This is a genomic window from Mycobacterium sp. TY815, assembly GCF_030755135.1.
GTDB lineage: Bacteria > Actinomycetota > Actinomycetes > Mycobacteriales > Mycobacteriaceae > Mycobacterium.
Map to the genome: position 1 here is coordinate 288,535 of NZ_JAUFRX010000002.1, position 15,625 is coordinate 304,159.

16 protein-coding genes are annotated in these 15,625 nt (G+C 64.5%); 8 read left to right on the forward strand and 8 right to left on the reverse strand.

What is annotated here, in order from left to right; all coding sequences use genetic code 11:
- Positions 1 to 15: 15 nt before the first annotated feature.
- Positions 16 to 948, forward strand: coding sequence for an alpha/beta fold hydrolase (locus QXK92_RS20955; RefSeq protein ID WP_306244855.1), 933 nt, complete (start codon positions 16 to 18; stop codon positions 946 to 948).
- A gap of 10 nt (positions 949 to 958) precedes the next feature.
- Positions 959 to 1,756: an SDR family NAD(P)-dependent oxidoreductase gene (locus QXK92_RS20960; protein ID WP_306244856.1), complete on the forward strand. Its 798-nt coding sequence runs from the start codon at positions 959 to 961 to the stop codon at positions 1,754 to 1,756.
- Positions 1,757 to 1,772: 16 nt separating this feature from the next.
- Here QXK92_RS20960 and QXK92_RS20965 read toward each other — a convergent pair whose 3' ends face one another.
- Genes QXK92_RS20965 through QXK92_RS20975 form a run of 3 tightly spaced genes read right to left on the reverse strand, consistent with a single transcriptional unit; the run spans position 1,773 to position 4,890 of the window.
- A complete protein-coding gene (locus QXK92_RS20965) occupies positions 1,773 to 2,675 on the reverse strand; it encodes a 1,4-dihydroxy-2-naphthoyl-CoA synthase (RefSeq protein ID WP_306246379.1) in 903 nt (300 codons plus the stop codon).
- A 2-nt stretch (positions 2,676 to 2,677) separates the two neighbouring features.
- Complete coding sequence (locus QXK92_RS20970; protein ID WP_306244858.1) at positions 2,678 to 3,742, reverse strand: LuxR C-terminal-related transcriptional regulator; 1,065 nt, start codon at positions 3,740 to 3,742, stop codon at positions 2,678 to 2,680.
- The gene (locus QXK92_RS20975; protein WP_306244860.1) at positions 3,739 to 4,890 is read right to left on the reverse strand and encodes a LuxR C-terminal-related transcriptional regulator; all 1,152 of its coding nucleotides are present in this window, start codon (positions 4,888 to 4,890) and stop codon (positions 3,739 to 3,741) included. The genes QXK92_RS20970 and QXK92_RS20975 overlap by 4 nt, the downstream gene beginning before the upstream one ends.
- Before the next feature lie 185 nt (positions 4,891 to 5,075).
- On the opposite strand from QXK92_RS20975, the gene QXK92_RS20980 reads away from it, so the two are divergent.
- The 6 genes from QXK92_RS20980 (at position 5,076) to QXK92_RS21005 (ending at position 11,369) form a co-directional block, all read left to right on the forward strand.
- Positions 5,076 to 6,056: a zinc-binding dehydrogenase gene (locus QXK92_RS20980; protein ID WP_306244861.1), complete on the forward strand. Its 981-nt coding sequence runs from the start codon at positions 5,076 to 5,078 to the stop codon at positions 6,054 to 6,056.
- A gap of 85 nt (positions 6,057 to 6,141) precedes the next feature.
- Entirely contained in the window at positions 6,142 to 6,888 is a 747-nt protein-coding gene (locus QXK92_RS20985) for an enoyl-CoA hydratase/isomerase family protein (RefSeq protein ID WP_306246381.1), read from the forward strand.
- 114 nt (positions 6,889 to 7,002) lie between these two features.
- A complete protein-coding gene (locus QXK92_RS20990; RefSeq protein WP_306244863.1) occupies positions 7,003 to 8,703 on the forward strand; it encodes an AMP-binding protein in 1,701 nt (566 codons plus the stop codon).
- The gene (locus QXK92_RS20995) at positions 8,703 to 9,896 is read left to right on the forward strand and encodes an acyl-CoA dehydrogenase family protein (RefSeq protein ID WP_306244865.1); all 1,194 of its coding nucleotides are present in this window, start codon (positions 8,703 to 8,705) and stop codon (positions 9,894 to 9,896) included. The genes QXK92_RS20990 and QXK92_RS20995 overlap by 1 nt, the downstream gene beginning before the upstream one ends.
- An 11-nt stretch (positions 9,897 to 9,907) precedes the next feature.
- Positions 9,908 to 10,654 (forward strand): CoA transferase subunit A, encoded by a 747-nt coding sequence (locus tag QXK92_RS21000; protein WP_306246383.1) that lies wholly within the window; start codon positions 9,908 to 9,910, stop codon positions 10,652 to 10,654.
- A gap of 73 nt (positions 10,655 to 10,727) precedes the next feature.
- Positions 10,728 to 11,369 carry a 3-oxoacid CoA-transferase subunit B gene (locus QXK92_RS21005; protein WP_306244867.1) on the forward strand — a complete coding sequence of 214 codons (642 nt, stop codon included), beginning with the start codon at positions 10,728 to 10,730 and terminating at the stop codon, positions 11,367 to 11,369.
- Positions 11,370 to 11,400: 31 nt separating this feature from the next.
- Here the strand turns inward: QXK92_RS21005 and QXK92_RS21010 are convergent, their stop codons facing one another.
- The 5 genes from QXK92_RS21010 to QXK92_RS21030 form a co-directional block, all read right to left on the reverse strand.
- A complete protein-coding gene (locus tag QXK92_RS21010) occupies positions 11,401 to 12,171 on the reverse strand; it encodes a FadR/GntR family transcriptional regulator (protein WP_306244869.1) in 771 nt (256 codons plus the stop codon).
- 122 nt (positions 12,172 to 12,293) lie between these two features.
- Positions 12,294 to 12,752: a MaoC family dehydratase gene (locus QXK92_RS21015; RefSeq protein WP_306244871.1), complete on the reverse strand. Its 459-nt coding sequence runs from the start codon at positions 12,750 to 12,752 to the stop codon at positions 12,294 to 12,296.
- A 24-nt stretch (positions 12,753 to 12,776) separates the two neighbouring features.
- On the reverse strand, positions 12,777 to 13,670 hold the full coding sequence (locus QXK92_RS21020; protein WP_306244873.1) for an SDR family oxidoreductase: 894 nt from the start codon (positions 13,668 to 13,670) through the stop codon (positions 12,777 to 12,779).
- Positions 13,667 to 14,800 carry an acyl-CoA dehydrogenase family protein gene (locus QXK92_RS21025; protein WP_306246385.1) on the reverse strand — a complete coding sequence of 378 codons (1,134 nt, stop codon included), beginning with the start codon at positions 14,798 to 14,800 and terminating at the stop codon, positions 13,667 to 13,669. The genes QXK92_RS21020 and QXK92_RS21025 overlap by 4 nt, the downstream gene beginning before the upstream one ends.
- Positions 14,801 to 14,818: 18 nt before the next feature.
- Positions 14,819 to 15,613 carry an enoyl-CoA hydratase-related protein gene (locus QXK92_RS21030; protein WP_306244874.1) on the reverse strand — a complete coding sequence of 265 codons (795 nt, stop codon included), beginning with the start codon at positions 15,611 to 15,613 and terminating at the stop codon, positions 14,819 to 14,821.
- Positions 15,614 to 15,625: the final 12 nt, after the last annotated feature.

Consider the following 15,625-nt stretch of genomic DNA (forward strand, 5'->3'; position numbering starts at 1 on the left):
GGACGCGCTCCGGTGATGGATCCCATCGCGCTGCCCTTCCGTTCCGCGGACGGTAGCCGACTCGTCGGCTACTACTGGGCAGCCCCGGATGACCGGCCGCGCGTCGGCGTTGTCGCACTGGTCCACGGTATGGGTGAACACGTCCGCCGATACGACCATCTCGCCGAGATCCTCAACTCGCACGGCTTCGAGGTGTACGGGCATGACCACCGCGGACACGGCACTTCCCTGGGCCCTGACCAGGAACCTGGACACCTGGGTCCCAACGGTTGGCGCGCGCTGGTCGACGACTTGAACCTGGTGATCGCCCGGGCACGGTCGGACCATCCGGACCTGCCCGTCGTGATGCTCGCGCACAGCATGGGTTCGTTTGCCGCTCAACAGTTTCTGCTCGATCACCAGGTGGACGGGGTCGCTCTCACCGGAACGGCGGCCGTCGACCTGCTGGAACCGGCGTTGAATCTTTCGGGGGACCTTTCGAGTGATCTGGACCTGTCGGCCTTCAATGCGGGCTTCCGCCCGGCCCGGACGGAATTCGACTGGCTCTCCCGTGACGAGGCGATCGTCGACGCCTATGTCGCGGATCCGTTGTGCGGGTTCGGCATCGACACCGCGTCGCTCAAGGACATGTTTGCCGGTGCCCGGCGGCTCGCGGATCCCGACCAGGTGGCACGCATGCGCCGCGATCTGCCGGTGTACGTGGCAGTCGGATCCAAAGACCCGGTCAACGGCGAACTCGCCTTGTTGTGGGCACTGGTGGATCGTTACCGAGCCGCCGGCCTCGACGACGTCACCGTTCGCGTCTACGACGAGGGCCGCCACGAGATCCTCAACGAGATCAACCGGGCAGAGGTGATCGACGACCTGGTGCAGTGGCTGCGGCGAATATCCGCGCCCGGCGCCATCAGTGCCACTTCGCCTGCGTCACAGCAGACTCAACAACCGTGAGGACGGATCGATGACTGATAACCGCACCGAACTGCCGGCACCCAAGCACCTTGACGCATCGACCGCGCTGATCGTCGGGGGCACCGCCGGGATCGGGCTGGCTTCTGCACAGGCACTGGCCGCGGCCGGCGTGCCCCGGATCGTGGTCGTGGGTCGCAACGCCGAGCGTGGCGAACTCGCCGCCAAATCGATTGCCGAACTGGGTGCGGTAGCTCACTTCGTCGCCGGCGACGCGACCTCTCCGGCAGGCGCGGCCGCTGTGGCGGCACAGGCCGACGATATCCTTTCGGGTATCGACATCCTAATGTGCACCACCGCCGCCGACGTCCGGCCGGAGCTGTTCATCAACATCCCGTCAGCCGAAATCGGGCGCATACTCAATGAATTGGCGCTGCCATCAATGCATATGGCCAGTGCGGTGCTACCGGGCATGCGTGATCGCCGCGGCGGCGTCATTGTCAACGTGGCGTCGGATGCGGCCAAGACCGCCACGCCGGGCGAAGCGGTCATCGGGGCCGCGAAGGCGGCCATCGTGATGTTCACCCGAACAATCGCGATCGAAGAGAAGCGTTATGGCATCCGCGCCAATGCGTTGACCCCGTCGCTGGTGCACGGCACCGCCTCGACCGAACGCATCACCTCCGACGGGTTCAGCGGCAAGCTGTTCGCCCGAGCAGCTCAGCAGGCACATCTCGGTGTGCCGACCGCCGACGACATCGCCGCTCTGACGGTGTTTCTGTGCAGCCCGGCGGCCGGCCGGCTGACCGGGCAAGCCATCAGCGTCAACGGAGGCATCTCTGCGGCATAGTCGCCGCCTGAGGCACCTAGAAATACCGCGGGAACGGCGTCCAGTCCGGCGCGCGCTTGTCCAGGAACGCGTCGCGGCCCTCTACCGCCTCATCGGTCATGTACGCCAAGCGAGTCGCCTCCCCGGCGAACAGTTGCTGACCCACCAGCCCGTCATCGAGCAGGTTGAACGCGTATTTCAGCATCCTCTGCGCCTGAGGGGATTTCGCGTTGATCTCGGCCGCCCACTGCAGTGCCACCGTCTCCAGATCGATGTGGTCGACCACCTCGTTGACCGCACCCATGCGATTCATCTGCTCAGCCGTGTACGGCCGGCCCAAGAAGAAGATCTCGCGGGCGAACTTCTGACCCACCTGACGGGCCAGGTACGCGCTCCCGTAGCTGCCGTCGAAACTTCCGACATCTGCATCCGTCTGCTTGAAGCGGGCATGCTCACGGCTGGCCAGGGTGAGGTCGCAGACCGAGTGCAGGCTGTGCCCGCCACCCGCTGCCCATCCGTTGACCAGGCAGATCACCACCTTCGGCATGAACCGGATCAGCCGCTGCACCTCCAGGATGTGCAACCTGCCGGCGCGCGCGACGTCAATGGTCTCGGCGGTCTCACCGGCGGCGTACTGGTAGCCACTGCGGCCGCGGATGCGCTGGTCGCCACCTGAGCAGAAGGCCCACACACCGTCTTTGGGCGACGGCCCATTGCCGGTCAACAACACGACTCCGATTTCGGGGGACATCCGGGCGTGATCCATGGCGCGATAGAGCTCGTCGACGGTGTGCGGCCGAAAGGCGTTGCGCACCTCGGGCCGATTGAAGGCGACGCGCACCGTCGGCTGCGTTACGTGGCGGTGATAGGTGATATCGGTCAGATCGGCGAATCCGTCCACCGGGACCCACGCTGACGGTTGAAAAGGGTTGTCGTTCAAAGTCACCCGCGTGGCCGCCGTGGTTTGACCTCGTCCATGTAGAGTGCGATCGCCTCCGACCGATTGATAGCGCCGATCTTGCGCAGGATCCGTTTGACATGAGTCTTGACCGTTTCGACGGTGATGACGAGTTCCTCGCCGATCTCCGCGTTGGACGCTCCCAGGACCAAGAGCTCAAAGACTTCACGCTCACGGTGCGACAGGGTGGCGGCCAGCGCGGAATCCGCCGCGTTGTTCGCGGACTCGACCCGGGTGTCGTATTCGTCGTCGAAGCTGATCGCTGCCGCGGCGATACGGTCTGCCTCCTCGGTCAGCCGTGCCGCTGCACGGGCGATCGTGGTCCGCTGCTGCTGCACCCGTTCGGTATTCAGCATCCTCTCGTGGAGCAACGAGTAGGCGGAGGCAAATGCATCGAGCAGATCGACGTCCTCGGCAGATACGCCTTCTTCGGTGCGACGACCGACGTGGAGCAGCGCTACCACCCGCGATTTCGCGATGACGGGAGCGACGAGATACCGCGCCGAGCCGAGCAACTCCCGATAGCCGGGCGCCCCGGGCATCTCAGCTTCGTTGGTGCGCACCGTGTCGCACAGGCGAATGCAGGACCGTTCGGCTGGGCAATCGCGACGTGCGATCACGGTGGGCCCGCCTACGCAGTGATCGGATTCCTCGACGACAAAACCGTCGTCTTCGACAAACGACAACAATGCCGTATCGAAGCCGAGCACGTCACACAGTTCTGTACAGGCTTGGCGGCCCAGCCCCTGCAATGAACCGGCTTTGCGCATACGGCGCACGCCCGCGGTCAGCCATCGCACCACATCGACGCGGTCACAGTCCCGCATCTGGCGCGCTTCGACCTGCGCCTGCAGGAAATCTATGACAGATCGGTGTGCGCTCGCTGAGACGGCATCACGCTCACTGCCTACCAATCGTTCTGTCGTGGCGGCCGACATCGAGATGGCCTCGTCGAGAGTCGTCGCACCAGCGGAGCGGGCGACGCCGAATTTGTCACACACCTCTTGATCGAGTTCGTTGAGCCGGGCCACCATGGCGCGAGCGTTCATCGCGCCACTCCTACCTCACCGGCGATACCCGCATAAGTCGCGACGGCGGCCGCCCGACTCGACGTATTGAGCTTCTTGGCAATGTGTTTCAAGTGGGACTTCACCGTCCCTTCGGAGATCACCAGGTACCGGGCGATCTGGCTGTTGGTCGCCCCGGTCGCCACATGAGACATGATCTCCCGCTCGCGTTGAGTCAGGGCGTGCACTGCGGGTTGACTGACAACAGTTTTCGTCTCGTGACGCCGTCCGGCGGCCTCGGCAGGCAGCGACCACAACACCGATCGCGACGAGCGACTGAGTAATCCATCCACGTCGCCGCACAGGTTTTCGACTTCGATGCGCTGTTGTGCGGACTTCTCTTCCAGTGCTGCACTTTCAAAAGCCACCGACAGACACTCGGCGAAGGCCTCCAATTGCTCGAGGTGCTCCATCGTCACTATGCCGTGGGGCTCTGGACGGTCGACGTGAAGAATCCCGATCGCCCTGCCCTGAACCGTGATCGGAGCGCCGATATAGCCGAAGCAGCCGGAGACCTCCATGATCTCTCTGAATACCCGTTTGTCGTTGACCGGCGAGGGCGCGAAGACGCCGCACCGCTTTCGCACGAGTTCGGTCTCCAGCGGAGCGTCCGCCAACTGAATGTGACGTCCTTTTATGTACTCACGCAGCGATCGTGAATGACGATCGGACCCTTGGTCTTCGATATGCACATGCTGGGGCAGCCACAGCGAACCGCGCACGCTCGAGATCATTGCCCGCGCGAATGCCAACTCCCGACTCAGCACCTGCGGCGCGGCTTGGATCATCTGGCGTGGCGGTAGACCTCGCAGGTACCCCAGCGCATGACGAATCTCAGCCATGGATCTGACCCGGCGAGCCAGATCGTTGTCGAGAAGTTCGCACTGCAACTTCAGGATCGAGATCAGGATCTCGGCAGTTTTCGCCCAGTCGTCTGTCGGATCGGAGGGCAGCGCGATCCGTTGCTCGAGCGCCTGCCGGAGGTTGTCCAACTGGTGTCCGAACGCAGCCGGCGTCAGATCGGGAGCAGATACTTTGAGGTGTTCAGCGGCGGCCGCGACAGTAGCCTCGGCGCGCGCAACCACCCGCGGGTCCTCGGCGATTGCGGATATAAGCGTTCGCGAGTCCATCGTCACTCCTCTGACTGGAACGGCTTCGTTCGGATAAACGGTCATACCATTGAACCAAAGCATAACGCAGGTGTAACCGAGGCCACAATGGGCGCCCGGAAGTTTGTCTGTGCGGCCGTTGCCCTCCCGATCGCTTGTATCCACCGTGGCTGCAATGGTCTAATGGTCAGACCGAAGGAGGCCTTGTGCACGCTGTCGTCATGCATGAGTTCGGCACCGCGGCGGTGCTGCAACCGGGTGAATTTCCCAACCCCGACCCGCGTCCCGGCTGGGTGACGGTGGCGCTCCGCGCCAGCGCGCTGAACTGGCACGACGTATTGGTTCGCCAGGGCCGCTACCACTCGCCGCTGCCCCACGTCATCGGCGCCGACGGAGCCGGAGTGCGCACCGACACCGGAGAGCCGGTGGTGGTCCTGCCCTCGCTGAACTGGGGCGCCCGCAACGAGGCGCCCGCCAGGGGGTGGGAGATTCTGGGCGACCGCACCCCCGGCACCTATGCCGAACTGGTCAGCGTGCCCGCCGAGTGCCTGGCCCCCAAGCCAGCGGGACTGAACTGGGCCGAGGCGGCGGCGCTGCCGCTCGTCGGCCTCACCACTTACCGTGCTCTGTTTGTCCGCGGACGGCTAAGGGCCGGTGAATCGATGTTGGTGATCGGTGCCGGCGGCGGGATCGCCACGATGGCGATCGCGCTGGCAACCGCCGCCGGCGCGAGCATCACGGTGACCTCGTCGTCCGACATCACCATCGAGCGGGCCGTTTCCGCCGGAGCGCGTGGCGGCGTGCTGCACAGCGAGCCGGAGTGGCCCGAGCACGCCCTTTCCATGTCACCCGAGAACGGGGGATTCGATCTCATCCTCGATCCGGTCGGCCGCTGGAGTGAATCCGTGCGCGCGCTGCGGCCGGGGGGCCGGCTGGTGGTCTTGGGAGCCAACGCCGAACAGACCGCCCAGATGGACATCCGCGGCTTCTATTTCGGCCAATTCGATCTACTCGGCACCACCATGGGCAGCGGCAGGGATTTCGCCGGGCTGCTCGACATGATCGATCGGTGCTCGGTGCGCGCACCGACGATCGACCGCGCGTTCAGCCTCGACCAGGCCGCCGAGGCCCACGAGTACCTCGAGCACGGGCGCGCGTTCGGCAAATGCGTACTGACACACGACTAGGAGGCCGACCGTGAACCAATCCCCCGAGCTGGTCAACTACCGTCTGGAAACGGCGGTCCAGGGCGCCGCCGAAGACGGCGCGGCCATGGTTGCCTACCTGACGCTCAACGACCCCGACCGCCGCAACGCGTTGTCGGACACGCTGCTCGATCAACTCGGAATAATGCTGCAGCGCGCCGCGTCCGACCCCCGGGTCAGGGTCATCGTGCTGACTTCGTCGCACCCGCGGATCTTCTCTTCGGGAGGAAACCTCGACGCATTCGCTGACGATCGCCCGACGATGGCCAAATATGCCGGACTACAACGCTTTCCGGCTCTATTCCGCACACTGACCGGCATAGAAAAACCGGTGGTGTGTGCCGCCAACGGTGACGTGCTGGCCGGCGCGCTGGGCATCGCATTGGCCTGCGACCTGGTCATAGCTAAATCGTCGATCCGGCTCGGCTGCCCCGAGATCAACGTGGGCGCCTTTCCATTCATGATCTCGGCATTGATCTTCCGAGCCACGGGCCGACTGATCGCCAACGAGCTGATGATGACTGGCCGACTCATCAGCGCCGGCGAGGCGGTCGGCGCCGGGTTGGTCAACAAGGTGGTACCCGATGCAGACTTCGACGACGCCGTGCGCCAATGGGTTTCCGACATCGCCGTCAAGTCACCATTGCTGCTCGGCATGGGCAAGCGCGCACTGGCCGCCACCCGGGATCTGCCGCTGGAATCGGCGCTGGACTACCTGCAGGCCCAACTCGCCCTGGCTTTCACCACTCAGGATCTGGCCGAAGGAGTACTGGCCTTCAAAGAAAAGCGATCCCCGCAGTGGCGCAACGCCTGACCGTCGACTATCACAATATATCGTTGCCGTTTCGGTCTGACCATTATATAGTTTGATCGATTGCGGCTCCTCGCCCGTCCGGCGGGCGGATCCCGAGAACCAAGGACATGCGCGATGAAACCGAGTCCGTACACCACCCGCTACAACCCTCACGAGATCGAGCACTACTACCGCTCGGGGTTGTGGTCCACCGAGTCCTTCCACGACCTGCTGACTCGCCGCGTCGACGAAAGCCCCGACAAGGTCTTCGCAACCGATGGAACGCGATCGCTGACGTACCGCGAGCTCTTCGAATCAGGCAAGCGACTGGCTGTCGGGCTACACCGCCGCGGCCTGCGAAGCGGTGACACCGCCGCCGTGCAGTTGCCCAACTGGGTGGAGTTCGTCCAGGTGCTGACCGCGCTATCGCGATTGGGCGTCATCATGGTTCCGATCATGCCCATCTACCGGCATGAAGACGTCAGCTACGTCTTGTCCAATGCCGGGATACGAGCCGTGTTCACTGCGGCATCCTTCGGCAAGTTCGACTATCTGGATATGTATCTTGGCCTGCGGCAGGAACATCCAGATCTGATGGTCGTCGTCGCGCGGCCCGACGGCGGCGCCGAACAGGCCGTCAGCGCCAACGCCGGCGTGTTCACCCTGGAGCAGCTGGAAGCCGACACCGACGACGACAGTGCCCAGAAGGAACTCGGCAGCCCGCCCAGCCCGGACGACCCGTTCGTCATCGTGTACACCTCGGGAACCACCTCACGATCCAAGGGGTGCGTGCACACCTTCAACACGTATTGTGCGGGCTCGCGCGCGCTGATCGAACCGTTCGGCTACACCTGCGACGATGTCCAGTTCGGCCCCTCACCCATCGCCCACACCACCGGGCTGGTCACCAGCGTGTTGCTGCCGATGCTGACCGGGGCGTCGACACACCTCATGGCAAAGTGGGACCCGGTTCGTGGCATCGACGAGATCCACCGCTTCGGCTGCTCCGCGGCGGTCACCGCTCCGACCTTCCTGCACGGCCTGTTGGCCGAATACGACCCGGAACGCCATGACCTGTCGACGTTGCGTATGTGGACGTGCGCCGGCGCGCCCATCCCCGCCGCGGTCGTCGAGCGAACCTGCGAAAAGCTGCCCGACGTCAAAGTGCTGAGCCTTTACGGACGCAGCGAAAATCTGGTCACGACAACGTGTTCAGTCACCGACGACGTCTCGCGCGCCCTCACTTCCGATGGCAGGGCACTTCCTGGATCCGAGGTCAGGATCGTCAGCGCGGACGGCAACGAAGTTCCCCGCGGCACCGAGGGCGATATCGCCTATCGCGGCCCTGCCCACATGATCGAATATCTGGCCAACCCCGAGGAGACTGCCGCGCTGTTCACCAACAGCGGCTTCTCCCGGTCCGGCGACCTGGGAACGATGACCGACGACGGGTACGTGCGGGTCACGGGACGAACGAAAGACATCGTCATCCGCGGCGGCATGAACATCAGCGTCCGCGAGATCGAGGACCATCTGGCGCACCACCCGTCGCTGCACTCTTCGTCTGTCGTGGGCATGACCGACGAGCGACTCGGCGAGAAGGTGTGTTGCTATCTGGTCGCCGCCCCGGGTCACGACGCCCCGACGGTCGACGATGTCCGCGAGTTCCTGCTGGCACGCGGCATGCCGATCCAGAAAACACCGGAACGAGTGGTCGTGGTGGACTCACTGCCCATGACGGCGACCGGCAAGGTCCTCAAACACGAGCTACGCAAAGACATCGAACAGCGCCTCCGCGACGAAGCCGCCGCGCAAGAGGTAGCGGGCACCCGCTGATGGAACTCAAAGACAGTGCAGCAGAGGCACAATTCCGCGCTGAGGCGCGCGCATGGCTGCAGAACACGTTGCCGCGTCTCGGTGGACCCGAGCCCGCACTCCTCGAGGACAAGCTCGACTACTGGCGCACCTGGCAGCGACTGCTCCACGCCGGCGGATACGCGGGGTTGTCCTGGCCGCGGGAGTACGGCGGAGGTGGGGCCGATGCCAAGCTGCGTGCGGTGTTCAACGAAGAGCTGGACCGTTCCGGCGCACCGGAGCGGCTCAACATCATTGGTGAGGACTTCGCCGGGCCCACGATCATCGAGTTCGGCACACCCGCCCAACAACAGCGCTACCTCCCGCCGATCCTCACCGGCGACGAGATCTGGTGCCAACTGTTCTCGGAGCCCGAAGCGGGTTCCGATCTGGCCTCGTTGCGCACCACCGCGACGAAAGTGCCCGGGGGGTGGCAGATTCAGGGCCAGAAGATCTGGACCAGCCGCGCCCAATTGGCCGCCCACGCGATCCTTCTCGCCCGCACTGGCGGAGGCCCGCGGCATCGCGGCATCACGTATTTCCTGCTGAAGATGGATACTCCGGGCGTGAAAGTCCGCCCACTGGCCCACATGCTGGGCGAGGCCGAGTTCAACGAGGTGTTCCTCGATGCGGTGTTCATCCCCGATGACTGCGTTCTCGGTGATGTCGACGGCGGCTGGCGGGTGGCGATGGGCACTCTGGCTTACGAGCGGGTCGCCATCGCCACCGGCCGGGTCAACACCACAGGTGCGGTCAACGATCTCGTTCGTGAGATCGCGGACCGCAGCGCCGACGACTGCAGTCCGCTGGGCGCCGATCCCCTGGTACGGCAACGGATCGCAGATCTGTACGGACGGGCTTTCGTGCACTACCTGATCGGACAGCGGGTCATCGCCGGTGCCGCCGGTGCCGGGCCGCCGGGGCCCGTCACCTCGATAGGCAAGCTCTACTTCTGCCCGCTGGTTGAAGACATCGCCGACTTCGGTCTGGAGCTCGATGAGATGGGGGGACAGTTCGCGCTGGCCGAGAAGGGTTCCACCAATTCGTCATCAACGTCCCAACAGCGGTGGCTACGGCTCGCGTACCAGGCCCGGGGCACCGCCATCGCCGGCGGGTCAACGTTCATTCAGCGCAACATCGTCGCCGAGCGCATCCTCGGCATGCCCAAAAACTGAGGCGGGTGACGATGGACAAGGTCGTGGCCACGACAGCGGACGCCGTTGCCGACGTGCGGGACGGGTCGTCCATCGCCGTCGGCGGGTTCGGATTGTGCGGTATCCCCCAGGCGCTCATCGTGGCGCTGCTGGAGCGGGGAGTCGGCGATCTGGAAACGGTCTCGAACAACCTGGGCGTTGACGGGATCGGCCTGGGGGTGCTGCTGCAGCACAAGCGGATTCGCCGCACCATCAACTCCTATGTCGGGGAGAATAAGGAATTCGCCCGGCAATACCTGGGCGGCGAGCTCGAGTTGGAGCTGACTCCGCAGGGCACGCTGGCCGAGCGGTTGCGCGCCGGCGGAGCCGGCATCCCCGCCTTCTACACCCCGGCCGGGGTGGGGACCCAGGTGGCCGAGGGCGGTCTGGCCTGGCGATACCACCCGGACGGTACGGTGGCGGTTGCCTCACCTCCGAAGGAGACCCGCGAATTCGACGGTCTTACTTACGTTTTGGAGAGAGCCATCCGAACCGACTTCGCGCTGGTGCACGCCGTCAAAGGTGACCGACACGGCAATCTCGTGTACCACGCCGCGGCCGCGAACTTCAACCCTGATTGCGCCGTAGCGGGACGCGTCACTATCGCGCAGGTCGAGCACCTCGTGGAACCGGGCGAGATCGACCCCGCCCAGGTGCACACCCCGGGCATCTTCGTGCAGCGGGTGGTGCATGTGCCCAATCCGGTGAAGCAGATCGAAAAAGAGACGGTACGTAGATGAGTACCGCCGGCGACGATGCAGCGCGAAGCGATGAGGTGGGGGTACCGCCCGCGTGCGGGGGAGAGCGGCGTAGATGAGTTGGAGCAGAGACGAATTGGCTGCCCGAGTCGCCACCGAACTGCGCGACGGGCAATACGTCAACCTTGGTATCGGGTTTCCCACACTGATCCCGGGCCACATCCCCACCGACATCACCGTCGTCCTGCACTCCGAAAACGGGATTCTCGGCGTGGGGCCGTATCCACGGCGCGAGGACCTCGACGCCGACCTGATCAACGCCGGCAAGGAGACCGTCACCACGTTGCCAGGAGCCGCGTTCTTCTCCTCGTCGTCGTCCTTCGGGATCATCCGCGGCGGGCACCTCGACATCGCCGTGCTCGGCGCCATGCAGGTGTCAGCGACCGGTGACCTGGCCAATTGGACGATTCCCGGCAAGATGATCAAGGGCATGGGCGGAGCAATGGACCTGGTGCACGGCGTTGACAAGGTTTTCGTGATGATGGAGCACGTCGCCAAGGACGGCAGCGCGAAGATCGTCGAGCGTTGCACGTTGCCCCTGACCGGCAGACGCTGCGTGAACCGAATCTTCACCGATCTCGCCGTCATCGACGTTGCCGCCGACGGTCTACACCTGATCGAGACCGCACCCGGTGTCAGCGTTGACGAGGTAGTCGCCAAAACCGAACCGCCCCTTGCGCTTCCTGCCGTGCGGTGAAAACCACCGACGGCAATCGGGGAACTACCGCTCAGTCTCCGACGGTGATCGCATTTCGGTCGTCCACGGCAAGTGCAGCCTTGGCATAGCTGTGCACGTGGCGACGCATTCGCCTGCTTGCCGCCTCGGCGTCGCGGTTGCGGATGGCTGTCGTCACCGACTTGTGTGCCCGCAAGGTGATGCCGCGCACGTTGTCGTCGACGAATGCCGCATTCTCGGTTCCGGCATAGATCGCCTGCGACAACGCGGTCATGAACCCGATCAATAATTCGTTGTGGCTGGCCTTCGCGACGCCTACGTGCCAGTCGAGATTGGCCTGCAGGAATGCCGACAGGTCCGCGTCTGGGTCGGCGATGTCGGCGTTGGCCTTGTCGAGTATCGCGAGATCTTCGTCGGTGCGTTTGCGGGCAGCCGACTCGGCACAGAAAGGCTCCAGCGCCTCACGGGTTTCCATCAAATCAGCCAACTTGATGCGTTGGCCCCTGATCAGCAGACTCACCGAACTCGCCATTGATTTGGTCGTCGGTCGCTGAACGACTGCCCCACCCGACCGGCCAGTCCGTACCCGAACCAGATTCTGCACCTCGAGGATCCGCAACGCCTCACGAACCGTGGCCCGGCTCATCTGCGTCTGCTTGACAAGCTCGCGCTCGGCTGGAAGCGCAAACCCTTCCGCCAGCTCGCCGCTGAGTATGCGCTCGCGCAGCTCTCGCGCCAAGACATCAGACGCCTTGGGCACATCGACAGGCTTGAGCAGAACATCCGAACGTGCTGTGGCCGAATCAGCCTCGACTGCGTCCATCAGTCCTCCGTCCGGGTCCATTCACCCTGCGTCTTGGCCAGCCTTTGATAAAGGTAAGGCCAATATTAAGGTTAGCCCATTGGGGCGAAATCGCACGCCGGGGGCACGGGGGTTGCGTCACCCTAGAACACCATTCGAGCGATCGACTCCGCCACCGCAGCCGGCTTGACCGAGCCCTCGAGTTCGACCGTCTGACTTACGGTCAGGTCAACGGTGGTGTCGTTCACCTTGGCTGCGTCGACGAGTTCAGATCGGAGGCGCACACGCCCACCGGCGGGAACCGGCGTCAGGAACCGCACTCTATTGAGTCCGTAGTTGATACCCATTTTCGCATTGTCGACGCGGTAGTTTGCCTTGCTCAGACCCGGGATCAACGACAGCGTCAAGAAGCCGTGAGCGATCGTCGACAGATAGGGGCTTTCGGCGCGGGCCCGCTCGACGTCGACGTGAATCCACTGATGATCGCCCGTCGCGTCGGCGAAGGCATTGATGCGGTCCTGATCGACTGCGAACCAGTCCGAGACGCCGAGTTCACTACCGACGGCATCGATGGCGTCCTGGATGGAGGAAATGATCCGCATTTGCACCTCTCTGATTGCCGCCGGCTACACCGACCGGGATGCCTTCGTCGCCGCCGATGCCGCTTTGCTGCGCTCGCGCGCGTGCGCCCAGTCGTCGTCACTCATCGCCGACAGCCCGGCGAACGTGTTGGGGCCGGCGAGCCGCTGACCCCCGTCCATCGCTATCGTCTCGCCCGTGAGGTAATCACACGCGTCGCTGAACGCGAAGATAGTCAGGTTGGCCAGTTCCTCGATGGTTCCCGGGCGGCCCAGCGGAATCTGATCGGACTGGGTCGCACCGACGGAGCTGGTCTCGGTCGGGTTCAGCATCTCCCAGGCATAATCGGTTGGAATCGGCCCGGGCGCAAGGGCATTGAGGCGAATGCCGTAGCGGCCCCACTCGACCGCCAACGACATCGTCATCGCGTGCACGGCCGCCTTTGCCATGGCAGAAGGCACGACGTAGGCCGAGCCGCTCCAGACCCAGGTAGTCAGGTTCGACAACACCGATCCGCGCAGGCCCTCAGCGATCCAGCGCCTACCGACAGCCAGCGTCGTATTGAATGAACCGGTCATCACCGTCGACGTGACCGCATCGAAGGCGCGGGGGCTCAAACTGGCCGTGGGCGCAATGAAGTTCGCGGCCGCGTTGTTGAGGACACCGGTCAAGGGGCCGTGTTGATCCCAGATCTCTGCGACCGCGGCGTCGACGAGGTCGAAGTCCCGCACGTTCACCGGCTGCCAGTGGACGGCGCCGGCCCGCTCGGCCGAAATCTCGGCGGCTGCCTCGGCCAGAACAGATTCCCGTCGGCCCCACAGATGTACCTGGGCCCCATGGGCGACAAGCTTGGCGGCAACCCCGCGGCCCAGCCCGGTGCCGCCTCCGGTGATCAAAATGCGCTTGCCGTCCAGCACCATCGGATCGAATATGCGGGTCATAATCCCAGGCTCTTCCCGATGATCTCGCGCTGAATCTCGTTGGCGCCGCCGTAAATCGGCGGCGCCAAGGCCTTGCGGACCTGCGCTTCCATCCCGAACTCGATGCTGTAGCCGTTCCCGCCCATCAGCTGCACCCCCTCCAGCGCCGCCCGTTTGGCAACCTCGGTGCACTTGAGTTTGGCGATGGAGCCCTCCCGCGCGAGCTGATCTTCGTGACCGGCGTCGATCTGTGCGGCCACCTGATACACGTATGCGCGACAACATTCGATCTCCGCGACCAGGTCCGCCAGCCGATGGCGAACCGCCTGGAAGCTGCCGATCGCCCTGCCGAACTGCTCGCGGGTGTGGACGTAGGCGATGGTGTCCTGCAGCGACCGGCGCGCCGCACCCAACGACATCGCCGCGATGATGAGCCGCTCGACGTTCAAGCCGCGCATCAGCCGGTGCCAGGCGTCGCCGATCCCGCCGACGACATTGGCGGCGGGAACGGCGACGTCGGTGAAGAAGACGTCGTTGACTGTATGACCGTCCATGGTCTGGATGGCCTTGATGTCCAGTCCGGGTGTCGAGGTCGGCAGGTACAGCAGCGTCAGGCCGTGGTGCTTTCCGGCGTTGGGGTCGGTACGGGTGAGCACCAGCAGATGATCGGCCAGGTGTGCGGCCGTAATCCACGTCTTCTGGCCGTTGACGACGAAGCGGTCACCGTCGCGGACCGCGCGGGTTCGCACGGCGCCCAGATCGGATCCCGCGCCCGGCTCAGACAATGCGATCGCTTCGAACCGCCCGGCGCACAGGTTGCCCACCACCTCACTCTTCTGCGCCTCAGTGCCGTGGCGCAGATAGGTCTGCGCCGCCGTCAATCCGGTTCCGTAGGCGTGGATCGGCGCCTGGCCCCGCGCGGTCTCTTCGAGGAAGATGCACTCTTCGACCATTCCCGCACCGCCGCCGCCGTACTGGGAGGGTATCGAAACACCCAGCCAGCCAAGGTCGGCGAGCTTGAGCAGCAATTCGGAGCTATTGGATAGCTGTCCGCCATCGGTCAACTGTGCTCGCTGCTCGGCGGTGCCGCAGGTATCAGCGCAGAAACCCTCGATGGCGCGGGCGAACCCGCGCTGCTCGTCGGTGAACATCGCGGCGGACGGCATAACTCAGTTGCCCCGGTACGCGGCGAATTCGGGGGCCCGCTTCTCGTTGAACGCCGCGACACCCTCCTGCGCTTCCGGCGTGTCACCAAACATCTTCAGCGTCGAGTACGCCATCTGACCGACCGAAGCGAACTGCTCGGTGTCGGTGTTGAACGACTGCTTGAGGACCTTCAACGCCGTCGGCGAGAGCATCAAAATCTCATCGGCCCACGCTCGCACCTCGGACCTGAGCTGATCGGCCGGTACCACCTTGTTGACCAGCCCCCAGTCGGCAGCCTGCTGCGCCGAATACCTGCGGCACAAGAACCAGATCTCACGTGCACGCTTTTCGCCGACCACCCGCGCCAGAAAACCGGTGCCGAAGCCCGCGTCGAAGGAGCCGACCCGCGGGCCATTCTGACCGAACACCGCCGTCTCGGCGGCGATGGTCAAGTCGCACAACACATGTAGGACATGGCCACCGCCGATGGCGAACCCGTTGACCGCCGCGATGACCGGCTTGGGGACGTCCCGGATTACCCGATGCAGCGTATCCACCTCGAACAAACCGGTTTCGGAGGGCCCGTAGTCGCCGGTCTCGGCGCGCTGCTTCTGGTCGCCGCCCGTGCAAAAGGCCTTCTCGCCGGCCCCGGTGAGGCAGATCACCCCGACTTCTGAACTCCCCCAGGCCAATTTGAAGGCCCGGATGAGCTCGTCGAGGGTGCGAGCCCGAAATGCGTTGTAGCGCTCAGGCCTATTGATGGTGATCCAGGCCAGGCCCCTGTCGACCTCGTAGGAAATATCAGTGAACTCGGTCATCAAGTTGCCTCT

Excerpts from the sequence above, each read along its gene's own strand:
- QXK92_RS20955 (WP_306244855.1), top strand. The coding sequence starts at position 16 with ATGGATCCCATCGCGCTGCCCTTCCGTTCCGCGGACGGTAGCCGACTC.
- QXK92_RS20960 (WP_306244856.1), top strand. The coding sequence starts at position 959 with ATGACTGATAACCGCACCGAACTGCCGGCACCCAAGCACCTTGACGCA.
- QXK92_RS20970 (WP_306244858.1), bottom strand. The coding sequence starts at position 3,742 with ATGAACGCTCGCGCCATGGTGGCCCGGCTCAACGAACTCGATCAAGAG.
- QXK92_RS20975 (WP_306244860.1), bottom strand. The coding sequence starts at position 4,890 with ATGGACTCGCGAACGCTTATATCCGCAATCGCCGAGGACCCGCGGGTG.
- QXK92_RS20985 (WP_306246381.1), top strand. The coding sequence starts at position 6,142 with ATGGTTGCCTACCTGACGCTCAACGACCCCGACCGCCGCAACGCGTTG.
- QXK92_RS20990 (WP_306244863.1), top strand. The coding sequence starts at position 7,003 with ATGAAACCGAGTCCGTACACCACCCGCTACAACCCTCACGAGATCGAG.
- QXK92_RS20995 (WP_306244865.1), top strand. The coding sequence starts at position 8,703 with ATGGAACTCAAAGACAGTGCAGCAGAGGCACAATTCCGCGCTGAGGCG.
- QXK92_RS21000 (WP_306246383.1), top strand. The coding sequence starts at position 9,908 with ATGGACAAGGTCGTGGCCACGACAGCGGACGCCGTTGCCGACGTGCGG.
- QXK92_RS21005 (WP_306244867.1), top strand. The coding sequence starts at position 10,728 with ATGAGTTGGAGCAGAGACGAATTGGCTGCCCGAGTCGCCACCGAACTG.
- QXK92_RS21010 (WP_306244869.1), bottom strand. The coding sequence starts at position 12,171 with ATGGACGCAGTCGAGGCTGATTCGGCCACAGCACGTTCGGATGTTCTG.
- QXK92_RS21015 (WP_306244871.1), bottom strand. The coding sequence starts at position 12,752 with ATGCGGATCATTTCCTCCATCCAGGACGCCATCGATGCCGTCGGTAGT.
- QXK92_RS21020 (WP_306244873.1), bottom strand. The coding sequence starts at position 13,670 with ATGACCCGCATATTCGATCCGATGGTGCTGGACGGCAAGCGCATTTTG.
- QXK92_RS21025 (WP_306246385.1), bottom strand. The coding sequence starts at position 14,800 with ATGTTCACCGACGAGCAGCGCGGGTTCGCCCGCGCCATCGAGGGTTTC.
- QXK92_RS21030 (WP_306244874.1), bottom strand. The coding sequence starts at position 15,613 with ATGACCGAGTTCACTGATATTTCCTACGAGGTCGACAGGGGCCTGGCC.